This window comes from Amycolatopsis iheyensis (genome assembly GCF_024703995.1).
GTDB lineage: Bacteria > Actinomycetota > Actinomycetes > Mycobacteriales > Pseudonocardiaceae > Amycolatopsis > Amycolatopsis iheyensis.
In genome coordinates, this window is record NZ_JAMXQV010000042.1 from 1 (window position 1) to 20,121 (window position 20,121).

A 20,121-nucleotide genomic window follows, 5' to 3' on the forward strand; every position below is an offset into this window, starting at 1 on the left:
GCGTTGATCGCCCTGGCCCGCCGCCTGGTCGACGTCATCTGGGCACTGCTGCGCGACGGCCGTGAGTTCCATCCCTCACCACCGGTCACAGCCGCAGCTGGCGCTTGACACGATCATTGAAACTCCTCATCGGCGTGGGGTCACACGCAGTCTAGCCGCGGGTGATCAAGGCGCCGGCGAACGACGCGGCGGGCGGCAGGGTGGGCAGCAGCGTTGCCTGGTAGGCGTGGTAGATGTCCGGTTTGCCGGCCCAGACCGTGGCGGCCGGCCGGTTCTCCGGGTCCAGTTCGTGGTGCCACGACCCGTGTTCGCGGTCGACGAAGCAGGCCTCGGCGTGCTCGCACCACTGCCGGAACCGCTCGAGGTAGCCCGGGTCGCCGGTCGCCTGGTGCAGCGTCCACGCGGCGGCGATCGCCTCCGCCACGACCCAGTGCAGGCGGGTGCGCACGACCGGCGTCCCGGCGAAGTCGGTGGTGTAGACGAAGCCCGGGTGCCCGTCGACCGCCCAGCCGTGCTCGGTGGCGGTCCGGAACAGCGCGGCCGCGTCGGGGACCAGCCAGTCCGGCGCGTCGTCGCCGAGCGCGCGGCGCAGGTGCACCGCGAGGCGGGCCCACTCGAAGAGGTGGCCGATGGTCGCGCCGAACGGGCGGAACGGGTGCGCCGGCTCGTCGCGGTTGTGCTCCAGGAGCACGTGCCAGCCGGTGTCGTAGTGCTCCGGCAGCAGCCAGCCGTGCGCGCGGGCCTCGCCGTGCACCAGGCGCTCCACAATGGACAGTGCGCGGCCGGCCCAGACGCGGTCGCCGGTGACGTCGGCGGCGGCCAGGAACGCCTCGACGGTGTGCATGTTCGCGTTGGCGCCGCGGTAGGCCTCCAGGTGGGTCCAGCCGCGGTCCCAGACGTCGGCGACCCGGCCGGCGGCCGGCTCCCAGAACCGGCGTTCGACGACGTCGAGGGCGTCGGTGAGCAGCGGTTCCGCTCCCTCGGCGCCGGCCGCGACCGCGCTCGCGGCGGCCAGGACGACGAAGGCGTGTTCGTAGGCGCGCTTCTCTGACAACGTTGTCGTCGCGTACCAGCCACCGTGGTCGGCATCACGGAGGACGCCGGTCAGCGCGGCGACACCGTGCGCGACCTGCTCGCCCGTTTCGGCCCCCTGAAGCTGCGCCAGCGCGAAGACGTGCGTCATCCGGCAGGTGATCCAGGTTTCGACCGGCCGGTCGAGCACCGGCCGCCCGGTGTCATCGAGCCAGGCGAACCCACCACCGGGGTGGGCCGCGTCGGCGGCGAACCCGAGCAGGCGGGCGGGTTCGGCCCGCACCCAGGCGGGAACCGAAGCAGGGATGTCCACTCTGTGCCTTTCTCGGTGATCGACGCTTCCGCCAAGGTAGGCCAAGCCGCCCGTCCCCGTCACCGCGGGCTGTACCGGAAGCGCCCGCCACCGCGTACTCTGACCTTGAGAGCGCTCCCAGTCTTCGACGCACGCTACCCGACGAAGGGACTGACGTGACCAGGAGACGATCCACGATCCTCGCCGCCGTGACGGTGCTGCTGGCGAGCCTGACCGCGATCCTGCTGAACACCGGCACCGCCGAAGCGCACGGCGCGATGATGAAACCGGGCAGCCGGACCTTCCTGTGCTGGCAGGACGGGCTCAGCTCGACCGGCCAGATCATCCCGCAGAACCCGGCCTGCTCGGCCGCGGTGAACACCAGCGGCGCGAACTCGCTGTACAACTGGTTCGCCGTGCTGCGCTCCGACGGCGCCGGGCGCACGCGCGGCTTCATCGAGGACGGGAAGCTGTGCTCCGGCGGGAACCCGGGCTACGCCGGGTTCGACCAGGTCGGCGCCTGGCCGCTGACCCACCTCACAGCTGGGGCGACGTTCGACTTCTCGTACAACGCGTGGGCCGCGCACCCGGGCTGGTTCTACACGTACGTGACGAAGGACGGCTGGAACCCGAACGTCCCGCTCACCTGGGACTCGCTGGAGGACCAGCCGTTCCTGACGATCGACCACCCGCCGGTGACCGGCCAGGTCGGCACGGTCGACGGGCAGTACAAGTGGACGGGCGCGCTGCCGTCGAACAAGACCGGGCGGCACATCATCTACTCGGTGTGGAAGCGCTCCGACAGCGCCGAGACGTTCTACGGCTGCTCGGACGTCACCTTCGACGGCGGGCACGGTGAAGTCACCGGCGTGAAGGAGCCGAGCACCCCGCCGACGACGCCCACCGATCCCCCGCCCTCGGGTGGCTCGTGCATGGCGATGTACGAGGTCACGAACACCTGGAGCGGCGGCTACCAGGCCACGGTGACGGTGATGAACCACGGCACGGCGGCGTACAACGGCTGGCAGGTGGGCTGGACACTGCCCACGGGCCAGACGGTCGGCAGCGTCTGGAACGGGACGCTGAGCCAGTCGGGTTCGGTGGTGACGGTCCGCAACGCGGACTGGAACGGCCGGATCGCCCCGGACGGCTCGACGACGTTCGGCTTGGTGGTGAACGCTTCCGGGACGAACCCGGCCCAGCCGGCCCCGACCTGCCAGGGCAGCTGAGCGTCCGGTGTGGACGGTAGCGCCGGTCCCGTCAGCGGGCGGGACCGGTGCTGCCCCGGGTGACCAGCTTCGGCCGGGAGGCGCAGACATCACCGGCCGGGCGGCCGTCGACGAGGTCGTTCAGGACGGACACGGCCAGGGCGCCGAGTTCGGCGAGCGGCCGGCTGATCGCGGTGAGGGCCGGGCGGACGAGGCGGCAGAGCGGGGTGTCGTCCCAGGAGACGATGGAGAGGTCCCCGGGAACGTCGAGCCCGAGCTCCCGCGCGGCAACGAGCGCGGCGACGGCGAGGGAGTCGGTGTCGCAGAGGACGGCGGTGGGGCGGGGGTGGCCGGCCAGCAGCCGGCGGACGGTGTCGGCGGAGGGTTCGATGTGGACGGTCGGCGGCGGGGCGGGCCGGGGTGGAGAACCGTTGAGGTGGCGGGGAAAGGGGTCGCCGAGCGACCGGGCTCGGTTGTCGGGACCGGCTGCGGGCCCGCGTTCGGCCCACCGGTGACCGCCTGCGGCCCTTTCCCGTCTGCCCAGGCCGGCCGCGGGGTCGGGAACCGCGCGGCCCTCGGCCCAGCCGTGCTTGCCGGGGGCAGCAACCCAAGACCCACCACGATCCCCGCCGCCTTCGGCCGACCGGTACGCGTCGCCACCAACGCCGGCAGCTGGGCCGGGAACCACGCCGCCCGCATCCCGGCCACCCGGACCTGCCGCGGGGTCGGGAACCGCACGACCCTCGGCCCAGCCGAGCTTGCCGGGGGCGGCAGTCCAAGACCCAGCACGATTCCCGCCGCCCTCGGCCCGCCGGTGCGCATCGCCACCACCGCCGGCAGCGGAGCCGGGAACCGCGCCACCCGCGTCCCGGCCACCCAGACCCAGCCGCCACGCCGCCGCCCTGAACGCCGTCTCCCTCGTCGCCGCGTCCGCGAACACCGGCGCGCCCGCGATCCGGACCACCCGCCGGTGCCCCAACGCCGCCAGGTACGCCAGTGCCTCCGCGGCCGCCGCCGTGTCGTCCACTCTGGCCGTTGGTACGCCCGGCAGCCCGCCCGGCCCGCCCAGCAACACCGCCGGCAAGCCGATCCGGACCAGCTCCGCCGCGCGGTCCGGCTCGGTGAGCAGCACGCCGTCCACCCTCCGCTCCGCGTGCCAGCGGCGGAAGACCGCCAGCGACGCCTCGCGACCGGCGGCCACGTGTAGCAGCAGCTCACCCGGGAACCCGTCGAGCAGCGCCGGGAAGAACAGCTCCGGCGGGCGGTCGAGCACCAGGCCGATCGCGCCCGTCCGGCCACCCGACAGGGCCCGCGCCGTGTTGCTCGGCGACCAGCCGAGCGAGCGCGCGATTTCGGTGATCCGGCGTCGCGTCGCCTCCGAGACGCCGGGGCGCCCGTTGAGCGCGTACGAAACCGCGCCCTTGGACACCCCCGCCTCGCGGGCGATGTCGGTGATCGTCGGCCGCTTCATCGCACCCGCTCCCCGTGCCGGAGCCCGTCCGTGTCCGCCCGGACACCCGCCGTCGCGCACCTTGACACCTGCCGTTCACGGAAACGAGACTCCGTCCGGGAGCGCTCCCAATCACCGGGGAGCAGATCGGGGAGTGCGCGCACATGAGGCAGATCCGAAGACGGCTGGCCTTCGCCGTCACCGTCGTCCTGCTCGTCCTGACCGGCGGCTGCGGCCCCGGCACGCCCGAACAGATCACCCTGACGCTGGCGACGTTCGGGCAGTTCGGCTACGAAGACCTCATCCCCGGCTACGAGTTCACCCACCCCGGGCTGACCATCCGCCAGGTCAAGACCGAGCAGGGCGGCCCCTACCACGAGGACCTGCTGGCCAAGCTGCGCAGCGGCCAGGGCCTCGCCGACGTCCAGGCCGTCGAGGAAGGCCACCTGGCCGACGTCCTCGCGCAGTCCGCGAAGTTCGCCGACCTGGCCGAGATCGGGCCGCGTGACGTCAAGCCCGGCCGGTGGCTCGAGTGGAAGTACGAAGCCGGCCGCAGCAAGGACGGCAAGCTCGTCGGCTACGGCACGGACATCGGCCCGCTGGCCATGTGCTACCGCAAGGACCTGCTCGAAGCGGCCGGACTGCCCACCGACGCCGGGTCGGTCAAGACGATGTTCGCGACCTGGGACAGCTACTTCCGCACCGGCGAGAAGTACGTCGAGCGCGCGAAGGGCAAGGCCTGGTTCGACTCCGCGGCGCAGAACTTCAACGCCATGGTCAACCAGCTCCCGGTCGGCTACCTCGACCGCGAAGACCACCCGACGCTCGAGACGAACGGCCCGCTCCAGGCCGCGTGGAACCAGGTCACCACGGCCGTGCGGCAGGGCCAGTCGGCCGGGCTCACCGCCTTCGCCGACGACGGCAACAACGGCCTGCGCCTCGGCAGCTTCGCGACGAAGGTCTGTCCATCGTGGATGCTCGGCGTCATCGAAGAACAGTCGGGGCCGGGCAACGCGGGCAAGTGGGCGATCACCGACGCGTTCCCGGACGGCGGTGGCAACTGGGGTGGCTCGTACCTCACGGTGCCGGCCGCGAGTGAGCACCCGGCGGAGGCCGCCGCGCTCGCCGCCTGGCTGACCGCGCCGGAGCAGCAGCTGCACGCGTTCCGGGTCAGCGGCAACTTCCCCAGCCAGGTCGACGCCTTCACCTCGCCGGACCTGCTCAGCGAGATGAACGGCTACTTCGGCGGCGCGCTGAGCGGCCAGGTGTTCGTCGCCCAGGCCCGGAAGGTCGGCAAACCGCAGTACAAGGGCCCGGGCGACGGCAAGATCCAGGAGCAGGTCATCGCACCCGCGCTCAAGGCGGTCGAGGGCGGGGCCGACCCGGGCGCCGTCTGGCAACAGGTGCTGACCGGGGTGCGCCGTATCGCGGGTTGAGCCGTCGGTCAGGCGGCGTTGACGGCCGCCTGGGCCCGCGCCATGTACTGCTGGTAGGCGCCGTTGTTGTAGGTCACCCACGGCGACCAGTTGCCCCCGCCGGAGGAGATCGTGAACGCGGCCCGCGCGGCCGGCACCGGGTCGAACGCGACCGCGTCGCTGACCTCGCTGTGCCAGTAGGAGTTGATCTGCCACAGGCCGCGGTCCCGGCTGCAGTCGGTGTTGATCAGCACGGCCCGGGTCCACCCGGAGCTCTCGGCGAGCGCGACGGCGACCGACACCTGCCAGCCGTAGCCGGAAAAGCCGCCCGAGCGCGCGGTTCGCGCGATCTGCACGTCGCTGAAGTGGGTGCCGTCGAGGATGCTCTGCTGCGTGCATTCGACGGTGGCGGGCGCGGCGATGCCGGTCGGCAGCGTGCCCGCCGAGGCGACCGGGGCGAGCCCCGCGGTGAACGCGAGGGCGGCGAGCAAGCCGAGCAGCGGAGTACGGGACATGGGGCACCTCCGGGATCCGGGGCGGATTTTCTTCAGGGAAGGACACCCGGTGAACTCCTGTCAATGGTCTGAACCATATTGGACTGGACCAATGCCGCGCAGAATCCTCGCCGCCAGTGCGCCGGTGACGGCGGAATCCGCGGCGGAGGCTCGCTCCGGTGGGCCGATCCGCCGAACGGCGGCGTCCGGCAACCGAGCGAGAAGTTGTCCGCAAACTTGTCCGGTCGGGACGAAACCCGCTCGCGCGTCACTCCCCCGTGCGGCACCCTGGGCCCGGTGACCACACCCGACCTCACCCCGCTCGCCGGCCACGCCGTCCGCCACCCCCGCCCCGACGACCACCTGCCGGTCCTCGCCGTCCTCGACTCCTGGTGGGGTGGGCTCGGCGGGGCCGAAGGCTCTCGGCAGCGGGCGCTCCTCCTGCCCAAGCTGATGTTCCAGCACTTCACCGGCAGCAGCTTCCTGGTGACCGCGGACGAGCGGATCGTCGCGTTCCTGATCGGCTTCCTCTCGCCGTCCCGGCCGGACGAGAGCTACATCCACTTCGTCGGCGTCGATCCCGGCGAGCGTGGCCAGGGGCTCGGCGCCGCGCTGTACGAACGCTTCTTCGCCTACAGCCGGGCGCACGGCCGGACCACCGTCCGCGCCATCACTTCGCCGGTGAACCGGGCTTCGCACGCCTTCCACACGCGGCTGGGGTTCGTCACCGAACCCGGGCCGAAGGAGGTCGACGGCCTGCCGGTCCAGCCCGACTACGACGGGCCGGGGCTGGACCGGCTGTCCTTCCGGAAGGACCTCTAGCCCGACACGCTGAAGGACCGCACCCCCAGCCCGGTCTGGCCCTCCCACGGCTCGAAGCCGAACTGGACGCTCGTCAGGTACCAGGCGTCGCTGATCTTGCCCCGGTTGACCGCGTCGCGGGTGAAGTCGGGCAGGCTCACGTCGAGGCTGTCCGTCCCGCCGGTCCGCACGTACGAGATCACGTTCCAGCCGATGTTGCCGAACCAGACGTTCCACGTCGCCCCGGCGAGCTGGGCCGTGCCGATCACGCTGCCGACCGGCTGCGGGGCCCCGCGGTGGTTGCCCCAGATCATCACCTCGGCGCCGGTGTTCTGGCCCGCCGGGTTCGGCGTCGGGTCGTACCAGACGTCGTAGGCGGCGTCCCACTGTCCGGCCTGGACGGTCGTGTAGTCCACATGGGACCGCAGCGAGCCGAGCGAGCGGACCTGGCGCGGCAGGCCGCTGCCGGTGCTGCAGTTGCCGTAGTGGCAACCGGCGTACACCGACGGGTACGAGCCGGGTGCGCCGTTGGTCGGGCGGTGGTGCGACGCCGTGGTGACGGTGAACCCGCTCGCCGACACCGAGAGGCACTGGGTCGTGTCGTCGCCCCAGTTGTTGTTCTGCACGATGTAGCGGCCGCCCTGGATGCGCAGCGAGCCGTACTTGTCGCACAGCTGCGTGTCCGCGGCCGCCGGCGGGGCGGCGAGCGCGACGGCGCCGGACAGCAGCACGGTCGCGGCGCCGAAGGAGGCCAGGGTGGCCCGTAGCCGGTTCTGCATGGCGGAGCTCCTTTCGCGAAGGGGTGGAAGCCCGGGCCGGACGGCGGCTGCGCGGCACCGCCCGGCCCGGGCGGTCATCACTGCACCGGCGGGTAGGCGTTCTGGACCAGTTCCTCGAACTGGGCCTGGAACCACTTGCCGGACAGCGGAGAGTTCGGCAGGGCGCCGGTCAGGTTGCCGCCGTTGGCCTGGTCGCTGCCGTGGTAGGTCGGGTCGCACATCCGGTCGAAGCCCTTGCCTTCGTCGTTCGGGATCTGCGAACTCGCGCCGTCGGACTCACCCGGCGGCTTGACCCAGACGTAGGCGTCGAAGTGCGCCGCGGGCGACGCGGTCGGCCGCGTGCCCAGGCCCGCTCCGCTCTGGTTGCACCAGTTTCCGCGGTGCAGCCGCCGGTCGATCCGGCCGGAGTTGACGTAGCTGTCCACAGTGGACCCCGACGCGCCGCTGGGCCGGGCCGAGCCGCCCCACCCGTTGCGGGAGGTGTCGATCAGCATGCCGATGCCGCTCGGCAGGCCCGCGGAGACGAACGCGTTGTACATCGCCGTGGCGAACGGCACCTCGGCGAAGTACGGGTTCCACTGGTAGAACGTCGCCGACTTGATCTGCTGGCCGCCGACGTTCAGGTTCGGGTCCGGCAGGTTCGGCTCGGTCAGCGGCGTGTAGTTGGCCGTGTCGCTGATGAAGCCGTCGATGCTGTTCACCCCGGCCGTCGTACCCTGCAGCGTCTGCTTCACCAGGTTGACGAACGGGCCGAAGTTGCTGTCCCAGCCCAGCCACGCCGAGTGCGCGATGTCCAGGTAGTTGTAGACGTTGGAGATCGCGTGGAGCTTGTTCAGCGCGTACTGGATGCCCTGGGTGTAGGCCCCGGTGGACTGCGCTTCGGCGCACTTGGCCGTAGCGGTGTTGGTGATCAGGTTGGGCAGCGAGTCCGGCTCGACGACCGCCACGACGCGCAGCGGCGCGTACTTGCTGTCGGACAGGATCGAGGCGATCGGGTCGATGTACTCGCTCTTGTACCGGGCCAGGCCGTTCGAGCCGGCCTGCAGCTCGCCGTTGGACGCCAGCGCCGCGCAGTCGCGGTTCGGCAGGTCGTAGACGACGATCTGGATCGTCACCGGCGTCCCGCCGCTCTGCTGGGCCAGCGCCGCGTCGAGGTGCCCGCGCAGGCCGCGGGCGCTCGAGGTGCCTTCGATCGCCGCGATCCGGTCCAGCCAGACCGCGGTCGAGGTGTTCGCCACCTTGGCCATCTGGGCACCCAGGGTGCCGCCCTTGGCCGCGGCCGCCGCGGTCACCTCGCTCGACCAGTCCGGGTTCACGTACCCCTTCGAGCCGGCGTACGGGTTGTCGACGTGGGTTCCCGGCGTCGGCGTGGTCGTCACCGTGGTGGGGGTCGTCGGGGTGGTGGGAGTCGTCGGGGTCGTGGGCGTGGTGGTCGAACCGCCGGTGGTGCCGTCACAGACGACGCCGTTGAGCGTGAACGACGCCGGGATCGCGTTCGACCCCGAGTACTGGCCGTTGAAGCCGAGGCTCGCGGTCGCGTTCGCCCCCAGCGTGGCGCCCCACGACGGGCTCTTCGCGCTGACGTGCTTGCCGCTCTGGCTGAACGTCGCGCTCCAGCCCTGCTGGACCTGCTGGTTGCCGCCGAAGTCCCACTGGAGGTCCCAGCCGGACGTGATCGGGTCACCCAGGTTGGTCACCGTGATGTTCGCGGTGAACCCGGGCTCGTACAGGTTGGTCGCGTAGGTGACCTTGCAGCCGGAGGCGGCGACCGCCGGGCTGCCGCCGGCCACCACCAGGCCGGCCACGACGGCCGCGGCCGTCACCGAGGACGCCACGGCGAGCCGTGACTTCCTCTTCGCGGACCAGAATTCACTCTTCATCGAGTGTGCTCCTTCTGTTGTCGGGTCAGGCGCTGCACGGGGTGGCGCCGACGGCGAACCCGCCGGGACTGCCGGTGGACGAGCCGGTGGCCTGGAAGCCGATCGACGTCGAGGCGCCGCCGGCCAGATCGGGCGCCCAGGCCGGCGCCTTCGCGGTCGCCTGCTGCCCGGACTGGGTGACGGTCGCGCCCCAGCCGCCGGTGATCTGCGTCCCCGACGGCACGGTCCAGCCGAGTGCCCAGGTCTTGAGCGGCGAGGTGCCGGTGTTCTTGAGCGTCACGGAGGCGACGAAGCCGCCCTGCCACGCGTTGTCGACGTGGTAGGTGACCGCGCAGCTCACCGCGGGCGGTGGGTCGGTCGTGCCGCCACCCGACCCCACAGGTGGGATCAGGTACGGCTGCAGGATCGCCTGCTTGGCCTGGTTGACGGTGGTCCAGTCGTCGTTGAGGATGCCGCCGGTGTCCCCGGAGTTCGGGTTCCACGACCAGTACGTGAAGCTCATCCCGGTCGTGCCGGTGCCGGCGTACTTCATCAGCTCCTGCAGCCAGGTCTTGTCGCGCGGGTCGGCGAGCGTGGTGCCGAACTCGCCGAGCAGCACCGGCGCGATGTTCTGCTTCTGCAGGTAGCCGAAGAAGTGGTCCCACAGCGCGGGCAGGTTCGCCGGGAACGACGGGTCGGAGAACCACGGCTGCGCGAACACCGACGTCGCGTATTCGTGCGCCGAGTAGACCAGCTTGTCCGGTTTGGACAGGCGCACCGGGAACTGCTTCGCGCCGGACAGGTTGCCGCCCCACCAGCCGCACTGCGGGTCGCCGGTGCCGCTGACGCAGTCGAGGCCCTCGACGATGACCAGCCAGTCCGGGTTGGCCGCCAGCACGGCGTTGCCGCCGCGCTCGGCGGCCAGCCGCCAGTCGGTCGCGGTGTCGCCGCAGCCCCAGCACGCGCCGCCGCCACCCTGGATGGAGTGCGGCTCGTTGTGCAGGTCGGCGCCGATCACCGTGGTGTTGCCCTTGTAGTGCTGGGCGAGCATCGTCCAGTCGGACAGCCAGCGGCTTTCGGGATAGGCGCTGGTGTACCAGAGCGCGGACTGCGCGCCGGAGTCCGGCCGGTGCTGGTCGAGGATGACGCGCATGCCCTTGGTGCCGGCATACGCGATGATCTTGTCGAGCACCTGCAACCCGGAAAGCCCTTGCAGGTCGGGGTTCTGGACGGCGTCGATGCTGGTCGGCTTGACGCCGGGGTCGAAGAGCTGGTTGGAGTACGGGAGCCGCAGCGTGTTGTAGCCGAGGCTCGCCATCTGGTCGAGCATGTCCTTGTAGTTGCGGCTCCACAGGCCGTGCGGCGAGTAGTTGCCGGTCTCGGCGCCGAACCAGTTGACGCCGGTCATCCGCACCGGCGCCCCGGTGGCGTCGACGAGCTGGGAGCCCGACGCGTGCCAGTAGCCCGTGCCGGTGCCGGTTGCCTGCGGGGCCGCGGTGGCCGGGGACGCCGTGAGAACGGCGCCCCCGACCAGTGCGGCGACCGCGAAAGCGAGCAGTCGCTTCATCGAGTGCCTTTCAGCCGAACAGGGCGACGTGGGCGGCGAACGCCGTGGCGATCTCCGACTGCGCCCAGAACCGGTGGTAGGTGAACGTCGGCGCGGCGCCACCGTCCAGGTAGGACTGGACCTTCGGCCACTGTGGATCGCTCTTGTAGAAGGAGCGGATCGACTCGAACGTCGAGCCGGAGTTGATCGCGTCGCCGTTCGGCATCGTGCCGGTCCAGCCGGTCGGGACGTAGAGGCCCTGGTCGGTGGTGGCGTTGTAGGTGTCGTCGAACCGGTTGTAGTCGCTCCGGGTCTCCGGCACCGCGATGCCCTTGCTGTCGGTGTTCGCCGAGAGTGCCGTGAGCAGCTGCTCCCCCACGGTCTTGGCCTGCGCGTTGCTCGAGCCGGCCGCGTAGTAGAGCAGGGTCTTGGCCAGCGAGGCGGCGACCCCGACGTCCTGGCTGTAGTTCTTCACCGTGACGTGCAGGCCGGTGTTCGAGCCCGGGCTGGTGGCGTTCCAGGTGTCCGGCGCGCCGCTCCAGGTCAGGTCGGACGGGACCTGGAAGCTCCCGCCGGTGCCGACCGTGGTGCCCGAGATCGCCCACGGGACCCACTTGTCGAGGATCTTCTTCGCCCGGGCGTCGTTGGTCGCCTGGTAGTACTCGGCGATCCGTTCCATGCCCCAGGTCTGGAAGCCGAACCACTGGTTGCTCGGCGGGTCGTGCCAGACCGGCTGCTGGTCGTAGAACATCCCGTAGAAGGTCGGGGTGCCGGCCGGCGGGGTGCCGTACTGGCCTTCCCAGCTGTTGGTCGCGCCGCCGGCGAGACCGCCTTCGGACGACTGGAGCCACTGCAGGAACTCCATCTGGCGGCCGAGGCTGGTCGCCCAGTCGCTCGCGCCGGTCGCCGAGGTGACCTTCAGGCCCGGGTCGGTCGACAACGCGTACGCCGCCAAGGGGTTCTGGTAACCCTGGTGGGCCGCGCCGTCACCGATGCGCCACGCCCAGGCGCTGGACGAGTCCATCGAACCGCCCCAGGCGTAGTACCACGAAACCAGGTAGTGCTCGCTGTCCTTGCCACTGCCGGCCGCGCAGCTCGACGCGCCGACGCAGTTGCCGATCTTCTTGAAGTACTTGTCGAACAGCGAGTACCGCAGGTAGTCGCCCATCTTCGACGCCTTCTTCACCACGGCCGCGACGTCGGCGCTCTTGCCCTGCGCGGCGGCCCACTTCTCGGCCTGGAAGGCCACCTGCACGGCGCGGGCGTCCGCGTCGGGCGCGTCGGTGTACTTCCACTGCTTCGCATACGACGAGTCGCCGGTGAACAGGTCGAGGTAGCCGTTCTTGCCACCGAACTTCAGGATGTCGCAGCTGGGCTGGGTGACCGTCTCCCAGACCGACTCCTGCGACCCGCGCTGGAAGGTGTTGATGAACGCGGGCGCGGTGTTCGTGCCGTCTTCGCAGTGGCCGAACTTGTAGATGTTGTCGACGTCGAGCAGCCAGTGCATGCCGTAGACGTCCGCCGAGCCGTAGGCCGCCTTGAGCTCCGCCGCGATCGGGTCGGCCCCGACGGACACACCGGTCTGCAGCTGCGACGGGTAGGACTTCGGGCTCGGGTACTCGGCCGCGTAGGTGGCGGGCTTGCTCGCGTTGTAGCCGCTGTTGCCCGGCTGGTCGGCCGCGGACGGGATCGCGTAGGTCTCGATCGACGTCCACGCCTGGTTGAACGGCGACCAGTCCCCGGTGATCTGCCCGTAGGACGCCTCCAGCCACAGGTAGTAGCTGAACGCCTCCGACGTCGTCTCGTGGCCGTGGTCCGGCGCCTCGACGATCAGCGTCTCGATCGAGTGGTAGGGCACCAGGATGTTCCCGAACTTGCGGAAGTAGCCGTTGTTCGGGTCCTTGATCTTGTTGTACTGCGTGAGGAACGCGAGCTGGTAGTCCGAAGTGGACGACGAGATCTCGTTCACCGTCACCGTCGCCGCGGTGTAGCCGCCGCTGCTCGCGGTGAAGGTCGCGCTGCCCAGGGCTCCCCCGTTGTCGGCGCTCTTCACGGTGACGTTCTGCGGGGTGTTCCAGTTCGACGTCGAGAAGGTCAAACTGGCGGGTGTCGCGGTGAGGTCGGCGCTGCCCGCGGTCCGGGCGACCGCGACGGTGACCGGGGCGGTCGGCGCGCCGGCGAGGCTGACCGCGAACGTCGTCGAGCCGCCCTGCTTGACCTGCGCGGTCGCCGGGGACGCGACGATCGTCGGTCCGGAAAGGACCTTCACGCTGACCGGGCTGGAGGTCGCCGACGCGTTCTTGTTGTCGTAGGCCTTGGCCGTGATCGAGTAGGTGCCGGCCGGGACGTTGCCCCAGCTGCCCTCGAAGGGCGCGGCGGTGTCGGTGGCCAGGAGCGTGTCGCCGGCGTAGAACTCGACCTTGCTCACCGTGCCGTCGGTGTCGGCGGCCGTGGCGGCGAGCGGGATGGTGGCGGGGGCGTAGTAGGTGCCACTCGTGGTGGGCGAGGTCAGGGTGACGGTCGGGGCCTTGTTGGCGCCGGTGCAGGCGGTGCCGTTGACGGAGAAGTCAGTGGGTGGGCGGTTGGCGGAGCCTTTCGAGCCGTTGAAGCCGAAGCTCGTGCTGGCGCCGGTGCCGAGGTGGCCGTTGTAGGACAGGTTCGTCGCGGTGACCGCGGCGCCGCTCTGGGCGAAGGTGGCGCTCCAGCCCTGCTGGACCTTCTGGCCGTCGAGGAACGTCCAGCCGACCTGCCAGCTGTCGAGCGGCGCGCCGTCGTTGCGCAGCGAGACGTTGGCGGTGAACCCGGTGTCCCAGTCGTTGGTGGTGTAGGTGACGGAACAGGCGACGTCGGCGCCGAGCGCCGGGGGCGGGGCGGCCAGCAGCGCGGCGGCGGCGACCGTGGCCGAAGCCAGGGCGAGCACGCGGCCGCGCAACCAGCGCGTTCGGCGCGCACGGCGCCATCGGGGGGAGGAACGCATGGCTTCGGAACTCCTTTGTCCGTAGGGAGCCAGCGATCTGGGAGCGCTTCCAGGCGCAGACGGTAGCCAGCCGGAAACGTGGATGTAAAGAATCGAGTCAGAAGGACACCGAGAGCACGGACGTCACACCGACGCTCCGGGCGCGTGCGGGCGCACTGAACACTCCTGAACAGCCGCGGCCGTTGGTCGCTGATTCACTCGAACGGCCTAGCGCCCTGGTCACCGAAAGTGCACCGAATCCGGCGTTCAGTGCCGTCGGCATACATCTGGGTCAAGAACGCCCGCGGTGAAAAAGTCGACCACGCCGCCCGAGGACCACCGAGGCCGAAGACCGTGTCGACCCGGCAATCACGCGTGTCGGCCCTTCCGGCACGGCCCCGCGGGGCATCACGCGTGATCAGAGAGGCATCACGCGTGATTGAAGGGGCATCACGCGTGAGGGGAGGGTCGACACGGTCAGCTGGAGGCGCGGACCGCCAGGGAGACCGGGAGGATCTGCTGCCGCGGCTTCAGGCTCTGGTCGTCGAGCAGCTGCATCAGCGTTTCGACCATCGCGTGGACCTGCTCGCGCGGGTCCTGGTGGACCGACGTCAGGGGTGGGTCCATCGCCGGGGCCAGGGTCGCGTTGTCGTCGAAGCTGACCACCGCGACGTCGTCCGGGATGCGGCGGCCGGCCGCGTCCAGGGTGCGCAGCGCGCCCACCGCCATCATGTCGCTGGCGACGAACACCGCGTCGAGGTCGGGGTGCCGGTTGAGCAGCGCCGACATCGCGGTCGCGCCGCCGGACAGCGTGAAGTCGGCCTCTTCGGCCAGGTCCGCCGGGTCGAGACCGGCGTCGAGCAGGGTCTTGCGCCAGCCGGCGAGGCGGTCGATCGGGGCGCTCTGGTCCTGCGGGCCCGAGATGGTGGCGATCCGCCGCCGGCCCGCCGCGACCAGGTGCTCGACCGCGAGCCGGGCGCCGCCCTCGTTGTCGAAGTCGACGACGTGCACGCCGCGGCGGATGCCCGCCGCCTGGCCGCCGAACACCACCGGGATGCGCAGCAGCCGCAGCGCCTTGGGCAGCGGGTCGGCGCGGTGCGGCGCGAACACCAGCGCGCCGTCGACGTGCCCGCCTTCGAGAAAGCGGACCGTCCGGCTCAGGTCCTCGCGGATGTCGCTGAAGATCAGCACCATCTGGCGGCCGACGTCGGCGAGCTCGCGGTAGCCCGCGCGCATGACCGCGGCCCGGTACGGGTCGTCGAGCAGCCGCGACTCCGGCTCCGACAGCACCACCGCGACCGCGCCGGTGCGGCGGGTGACCAGCGACCGCGCCGCCTGGTTCGGGGAATAGCCCAGGTCACGGGCCGCGGCCAGGACCTTCTCGCGCGCCGCCGCGCTGACGTACGCGTCGTCGTTCAACGCACGTGACGCCGTCGACCGCGACACGCCGGCGAACGCCGCGACGTCCTCCAGCGTCGGCCGCTCTTCATCCCCTGCTCGAGGCACCACGGGTACCGCCCTCGCTCACCACAACCACCCGGACGCGACCAGCTTAACGGTCACGCAGGGCGATGTCCGGGAGCGCTCCTCGCAGGAAACGCTCCGGTTACGACCCCTTGACACCGGTTGAGGCCCCCAGCAGACTCTGCGACACCTGGGAGCGCTCCCAGTCGGGCTCCCAGCAGTGAGAGCGCTCATTCCCGTCAACAAGGTGGTTGGACACGTGAGAACGATCCGGAACGGCCTGGTCCTGGCACTGGGCATCACGATGACGGCGCTCGGCGCCACGGCCTGCGGCGGAGGCGGTGGTGACCAGACGCCGCCCGCGGCTGGTCCGAACGAGCACGTCGACCTGACGCTGTCGACGTTCACCGAGTTCGGCTACGAGGCACTCATCCCGGAGTACGAGCGACTGCACCCGAACATCAAGATCACCCACCGCAAGACCGGCCAGGGCGGCCCGTACCACCAGGACCTCATCACCAAGCTGGCCGCCGGCTCCGGCCTCGCCGACGTCGCCGCGGTCGAGGAGGGCCACCTCTCCGACGTCCTCGACAAGGGCTCGAAGTTCAACGACCTGAGCAAGATCGGGCCCGCCGACGCCTCCCCCGACCGCTGGCTCGGCTGGAAGTACGACGCCGCCAAGACCAAGGACGGCAAGGTCATCGGCTACGGCACGGACATCGGGCCGCTCGCCATGTGCTACCGCAAGGACATGTTCCAGGCTGCCGGTCTGCCGACCGACCCCGAGGCCGTCAAGCCGCTGTTCGCCACCTGGGACAGCTACTTCGCCGCCGGCGCCGACTACTCCGCCAAGACCAAGAAGGCCTGGTTCGACTCGGCCGCGCAGAACTTCAACGCCATGGTCAACCAGCTCCCCCAGGGCTACATCGGCAGCGACGACAAGCTCGCCGTCGAGAGCAACCAGGGCATCAAGGACGCCTGGACCAAGGTCACCGACGCCGTCGCCAAGGGCGAGTCGGCCAAGCTGACCGCGTTCAGCAACGAGTGGAACACCGGCTTCAAGCAGGGCGCGTTCGCCACGAAGGTGTGCCCGGCGTGGATGCTCGGCGTGATCAAGGAGCAGGCCGGCCCGGAGAACGCGAACAAGTGGGCCGTCACCGCGGCCTTCCCGGGCGGGGGCGGCAACTGGGGTGGCTCGTACCTGACCGTGCCGACGCAGTCGAAGCACCCGAAGGAGGCCGCCGAGCTGGCCGCCTGGCTGACTGCGCCGGAGCAGCAGATCAAGGCGTTCCAGGCCAAGGGCACGTTCCCGAGCCAGGTCAAGGCGCTGTCGGACCCGGCGCTGCTGAGCCAGACCGACGCCTACTTCGGCGGCGCGAAGGTCGGCGAGCTGTTCGCCGAGCAGGCGAAGAAGGTGCAGAAGCCGCAGTACAAGGGCCCGGGCGACGGCCAGATCCAGGAGAACGCCTCGAGCCCGGCCCTGCAGGCGGTCGAACAGGGCAAGTCGGCGGCGGACGGCTGGCAGCAACTGGTCGACTCGGCGAAGAAGATCACCCGCTGACCTCATGACCGTCCTCGACAAAGTCGCGCCGGAAGGGAGCAAGGCCGGGGAGCGCACGTCTCCCCGGCCCACCTTCCGGCACAAGCTGAGCCGGTGGGACGTCAAGGTATCGCCGTACCTCTACGTCGCGCCGTTCTTCATCGTGTTCGGGATCGTCGGGCTGTTCCCGCTGCTCTACACCGCGTACGTCTCGCTGTTCAAGTGGAAGGCCGGCGACGACGACCCGGACTTCATCGGGCTCGACAACTTCAAGGAGCTGTTCGCCGACAGCCAGTTCTGGAACGCGCTGACCAACACGGTCAGCATCTTCCTGCTCTCCAGCGTGCCGCAGCTGATCATCGCGGTGCTGCTGGCGGCGTTGCTCGGCGCCCGGCTGCGTGGCGCGACCGGCTGGCGCGTTGGCATCCTGCTGCCGTACGCGGCGAGCCTGGTCGCGATCGGCATCATCTTCGCGAACCTGTTCGGCCCCAAGTACGGGCTGATCAACGGCGTGCTGCAGACCATCGGCCTCGACCCGGTCGACTGGCAGGCCAGCCGGTTCGGCAGCCACGTCGCGATCGCGATCATGGTCAACTGGCGCTGGACGGGCTACAACGCCCTGATCGTGCTGGCGGCCATGCAGGCCATCCCGAAGGAGCTGCACGAGGCGGCGCTGATCGACGGCGCGGGCACCTGGCGGCGGTTCACGGCTGTCACCCTGCCGCTGCTCAAGCCCACGCTGATCTTCGTCACCATCACCTCGACGATCGGCGGCCTGCAGATCTTCACCGAGCCGAAGCTGTTCGACGCCCTGCCCGGGTCGAACAACGGCGGCTCGACCAACCAGTTCCAGACCGTGACGCTGTACCTGTACCAATCGGCGTTCGAGAACTACAACCTCGGCTACGCCTCGGCGATCGCCTGGGTGCTGTTCCTGATCATCGTGCTCATCGCGCTGGTGAACTTCTTCCTCACCGGCCGGCTCGCGCGCACCCCGGCGGTGAAGAAGAAATGACGACCCTCCAGAGTGGACTCCGCAGGCGAGTCGCCACGCTCGGGAAGCCGCGCAAGGCGACCTACGTCGTGCTGGCGATCTTCGTGCTCGGTTCGCTGTTCCCGTTCTACTGGTCGTTCCTGGTGGCCAGCCGCGACAACGGGATGCTCACCGAGCGCATCCCGCCGTTCATCCCCGGTGGCAACTTCTTCGCCAACGCCGCCCGGGTGTTCGACACCGTGCCGTTCTGGAAGGCGTTGGCGAACAGCGTCATCGTGTCCGGCACGGTCACGCTCACCACGGTGCTGTTCTCGTCACTGGCCGGGTTCGCCTTCGCGAAACTGCGGTTCAAGGGCCGCAACGGGATGTTCGTGTTCATCGTCGTCACGCTCGCGGTGCCGACGCAGCTCGGCATCATCCCGCTGTTCATCGCGATGTCCGAGCTCGGCTGGGCGGGCGGCCTGCAGTCGGTGATCGTGCCGAACCTGGTCACCGCGTTCGGCGTGTTCTGGATGCGGCAGTACACAGTGGACGCCCTGCCCTACGAGCTCATCGAGGCCGCGCGCGTCGACGGGTGCAGCATGATCCGGATCTTCTGGAACGTCTGCCTGCCCGCGGTGCGCCCGGCCGCGGCGATCCTCGCGATGTTCACGTTCATGACGTCGTGGAACGACTTCCTCTGGCCGCTGGTGGTCCTGGACGCGGGCAACCCGACCGTCCAGGTCGCTCTGGAAAAGCTGCAGAGCGGCTACTACGTCGACTATTCACTGGTGCTGGCCGGCACGACCCTGGCCACCATCCCGATCCTCATCGTCTTCGTCCTCCTCGGCCGCCAGATCGTGGCCGGGATCATGCAAGGTGCCGTGAAAGGGTGACCATGTCCGTACATCCCGACAGCGTTCGGGCGGAGACAGCGCTGATGTTCCCGCCCGGCTTCGTCTGGGGCGCCGCCACCGCGGCGTTCCAGGTGGAAGGAGCCACCACGGCCGACGGTCGCACCGACTCGGTCTGGGACGTCTTCGCACGCCGTCCGGGCGCGGTCGTGGGCGGCGACACCGGCGACCCGGCGGCCGACCACTACCGCCGCTACCCCGAGGACGTCGACCTGATGCGCCGCCTCGGCCTCGGCGCCTACCGGTTTTCGCTGGCGTGGCCCCGGGTCCGCCCGGACGGCGGCGCGCCGAACGCCGCCGGGCTCGCCTTCTACGACCGGCTCGTGGACTGCCTGCTGGAAGCGGGGGTCGAGCCGTGGGCGACGCTCTACCACTGGGACCTGCCCCAGACGCTCGAGGAGCAGGGAGGCTGGACGAACCGCGACACCGCGTACCGGTTCGCCGAGTACACCGAGACGGTGCTGGAACGCCTCGGCGACCGCGTCGCGAGCTGGTCGACGCTCAACGAGCCGTGGTGCGCGGCGATGCTCGGCTACGCGGGCGGCATCCACGCGCCGGGCCGCACCGACCACCCGGCCGCCGTCGCCGCCACCCACCACCTGCTGCTGGGCCACGGGCTGGCGATGGACATCATCCGCCGCCACGCGCCGGGCGTCCCGGCGGGCATCACGTTGAACCTCTACCCGGTCGCCCCGCACGACCCGGCGAACGTCACCGACGTCGCCGCGGCCCGCCGGATCGACGGCTTGCAGAACCGCCTGTTCCTCGACCCGGTGCTGCGCGGCGGCTACCCGGACGACCTGGTCACCGACCTGGCCCCGTTCGGTCTCGGCGACGTGGTGCGCGACGAGGACGCCGCGGTCATCGCGGCGCACGTCGACTGGCTGGGGGTGAACTACTACCGCGACTACCGGGTGGCCGGCCGCCCGGTGCCGGGCAGCGAGCCGGCGGGCCCGGAGTGGGTGGGCGCGGGCGACGTGCACTTCGTCCCGGACCTGGCGGCACCGCGCACGGACTCCGGCTGGGAGGTCCAGCCGGCCGGGCTGACGGAGTCGTTGCTGCAGGTCCACCGCGGCTACCGCCGGGTGCCGCTGTACATCACGGAGAACGGAGCGGCGTACCCCGACGTCATCGACGGCGGCGGTGACATCGTGGACACCGACCGGGTGGCGTTCCTCGACTCCCACCTGCGAGCGGCACACGACGCGATCCAGGCCGGAGTAGACCTGCGCGGCTACTTCTACTGGTCACTGCTGGACAACTTCGAGTGGGCGGAGGGCTACGCAAAGCGCTTCGGCTTGATCCACGTGGACTACGCAACGCAGGTGAGGACGCTGAAGCGCAGCGCACAGTGGTATTCACGGGTGATCGGCCTCAACGGCCTCGGCTGAGGGAGGA

The 20,121-nt window shown here is 70.5% G+C and carries 15 protein-coding genes; 7 read left to right on the forward strand and 8 right to left on the reverse strand.

Annotated elements, in window-relative coordinates; all coding sequences use genetic code 11:
- Positions 1-151: 151 nt before the first annotated feature.
- Positions 152-1,345, reverse strand: coding sequence for an AGE family epimerase/isomerase (locus M8542_RS46160; RefSeq protein ID WP_257926773.1), 1,194 nt, complete (start codon positions 1,343-1,345; stop codon positions 152-154).
- Positions 1,346-1,500: 155 nt separating this feature from the next.
- Here M8542_RS46160 and M8542_RS46165 point away from each other — a divergent pair, with 155 nt between their 5' ends.
- Positions 1,501-2,553: a lytic polysaccharide monooxygenase gene (locus M8542_RS46165; RefSeq protein ID WP_257926774.1), complete on the forward strand. Its 1,053-nt coding sequence runs from the start codon at positions 1,501-1,503 to the stop codon at positions 2,551-2,553.
- 31 nt (positions 2,554-2,584) lie between these two features.
- Here the strand turns inward: M8542_RS46165 and M8542_RS50725 are convergent, their stop codons facing one another.
- Complete coding sequence (locus M8542_RS50725) at positions 2,585-4,003, reverse strand: LacI family DNA-binding transcriptional regulator (RefSeq protein WP_257926775.1); 1,419 nt, start codon at positions 4,001-4,003, stop codon at positions 2,585-2,587.
- 143 nt (positions 4,004-4,146) lie between these two features.
- On the opposite strand from M8542_RS50725, the gene M8542_RS46175 reads away from it, so the two are divergent.
- The gene (locus tag M8542_RS46175; RefSeq protein WP_257926776.1) at positions 4,147-5,418 is read left to right on the forward strand and encodes an ABC transporter substrate-binding protein; all 1,272 of its coding nucleotides are present in this window, start codon (positions 4,147-4,149) and stop codon (positions 5,416-5,418) included.
- 8 nt (positions 5,419-5,426) lie between these two features.
- Here M8542_RS46175 and M8542_RS46180 read toward each other — a convergent pair whose 3' ends face one another.
- Positions 5,427-5,912: a transglycosylase SLT domain-containing protein gene (locus tag M8542_RS46180; RefSeq protein ID WP_257926777.1), complete on the reverse strand. Its 486-nt coding sequence runs from the start codon at positions 5,910-5,912 to the stop codon at positions 5,427-5,429.
- 276 nt (positions 5,913-6,188) lie between these two features.
- On the opposite strand from M8542_RS46180, the gene M8542_RS46185 reads away from it, so the two are divergent.
- Entirely contained in the window at positions 6,189-6,713 is a 525-nt protein-coding gene (locus M8542_RS46185; protein ID WP_257926778.1) for a GNAT family N-acetyltransferase, read from the forward strand.
- Here the strand turns inward: M8542_RS46185 and M8542_RS46190 are convergent.
- The 5 genes from M8542_RS46190 to M8542_RS46210 all read right to left on the reverse strand — a co-directional run bounded on the left by M8542_RS46190 (position 6,710) and on the right by M8542_RS46210 (position 15,338).
- Complete coding sequence (locus tag M8542_RS46190) at positions 6,710-7,471, reverse strand: GH12 family glycosyl hydrolase domain-containing protein (RefSeq protein ID WP_257926779.1); 762 nt, start codon at positions 7,469-7,471, stop codon at positions 6,710-6,712. The two genes, M8542_RS46185 and M8542_RS46190, sit on opposite strands and share 4 nt — an antisense overlap.
- A gap of 77 nt (positions 7,472-7,548) precedes the next feature.
- Positions 7,549-9,351 carry a glycoside hydrolase family 6 protein gene (locus M8542_RS46195; protein WP_257926780.1) on the reverse strand — a complete coding sequence of 601 codons (1,803 nt, stop codon included), beginning with the start codon at positions 9,349-9,351 and terminating at the stop codon, positions 7,549-7,551.
- A gap of 25 nt (positions 9,352-9,376) precedes the next feature.
- Positions 9,377-10,897, reverse strand: coding sequence for a cellulase family glycosylhydrolase (locus M8542_RS46200; RefSeq protein ID WP_257926781.1), 1,521 nt, complete (start codon positions 10,895-10,897; stop codon positions 9,377-9,379).
- A gap of 10 nt (positions 10,898-10,907) precedes the next feature.
- Positions 10,908-13,853: a glycoside hydrolase family 48 protein gene (locus M8542_RS46205; protein ID WP_257926782.1), complete on the reverse strand. Its 2,946-nt coding sequence runs from the start codon at positions 13,851-13,853 to the stop codon at positions 10,908-10,910.
- 456 nt (positions 13,854-14,309) lie between these two features.
- Complete coding sequence (locus M8542_RS46210) at positions 14,310-15,338, reverse strand: LacI family DNA-binding transcriptional regulator (protein WP_257926836.1); 1,029 nt, start codon at positions 15,336-15,338, stop codon at positions 14,310-14,312.
- Positions 15,339-15,555: 217 nt separating this feature from the next.
- On the opposite strand from M8542_RS46210, the gene M8542_RS46215 reads away from it, so the two are divergent.
- From M8542_RS46215 to M8542_RS46230, 4 genes are read left to right on the forward strand one after another with little or no spacing between them, the layout of a single operon-like run.
- Positions 15,556-16,857, forward strand: a complete 1,302-nt coding sequence (locus M8542_RS46215) for an ABC transporter substrate-binding protein (RefSeq protein ID WP_257926783.1) — start codon at positions 15,556-15,558, stop codon at positions 16,855-16,857.
- A 4-nt stretch (positions 16,858-16,861) separates the two neighbouring features.
- Positions 16,862-17,851, forward strand: a complete 990-nt coding sequence (locus M8542_RS46220; RefSeq protein ID WP_257926784.1) for a carbohydrate ABC transporter permease — start codon at positions 16,862-16,864, stop codon at positions 17,849-17,851.
- Positions 17,848-18,705 (forward strand): carbohydrate ABC transporter permease, encoded by an 858-nt coding sequence (locus tag M8542_RS46225; protein WP_257926785.1) that lies wholly within the window; start codon positions 17,848-17,850, stop codon positions 18,703-18,705. The genes M8542_RS46220 and M8542_RS46225 overlap by 4 nt, the downstream gene beginning before the upstream one ends.
- On the forward strand, positions 18,702-20,114 hold the full coding sequence (locus M8542_RS46230; RefSeq protein ID WP_257926786.1) for a GH1 family beta-glucosidase: 1,413 nt from the start codon (positions 18,702-18,704) through the stop codon (positions 20,112-20,114). Before M8542_RS46225 ends, M8542_RS46230 begins: the two co-directional genes overlap by 4 nt.
- The last annotated feature ends 7 nt before the right edge of the window (positions 20,115-20,121 follow it).